The sequence below is a fragment of the Pseudomonas frederiksbergensis genome (assembly GCF_003732665.1).
Lineage (GTDB): Bacteria > Pseudomonadota > Gammaproteobacteria > Pseudomonadales > Pseudomonadaceae > Aquipseudomonas > Aquipseudomonas frederiksbergensis_G.
Genome location: NZ_MOBP01000117.1, coordinates 1 through 296, shown reverse-complemented (window position 1 = coordinate 296; position 296 = coordinate 1). Strand labels below are relative to the sequence as shown.

1 protein-coding gene is annotated in these 296 nt (G+C 60.5%); it reads left to right on the top strand.

From position 1 onward, the window contains the following. Positions 1-296 (top strand): UDP-3-O-acyl-N-acetylglucosamine deacetylase (locus BK665_RS33410; RefSeq protein WP_185076736.1); only part of this gene is annotated, 296 nt, incomplete at both ends.

Here is a 296-nt window from a genome sequence, read left to right as displayed (position 1 = left end):
GGACCCTGTGGTGCAGATTCCTGCGCGCGCGGAAAACGTTGGCGAAACCACGATGTCGACCACGCTGGTCAACGGTGACGTCAAAGTGGACACGGTGGAGCACTTGCTCTCGGCCATGGCTGGCCTGGGCATCGATAACGCCTACGTCGAGCTCTCCGCGTCCGAAGTCCCGATCATGGATGGTAGCGCTGGACCTTTCGTATTCCTGATTCAATCGGCAGGCCTGGAAGAGCAGGACGCCGCCAAGAGGTTCATCCGGATCCTGCGGGAAGTGACAGTGGAAGACGGCGACAAGC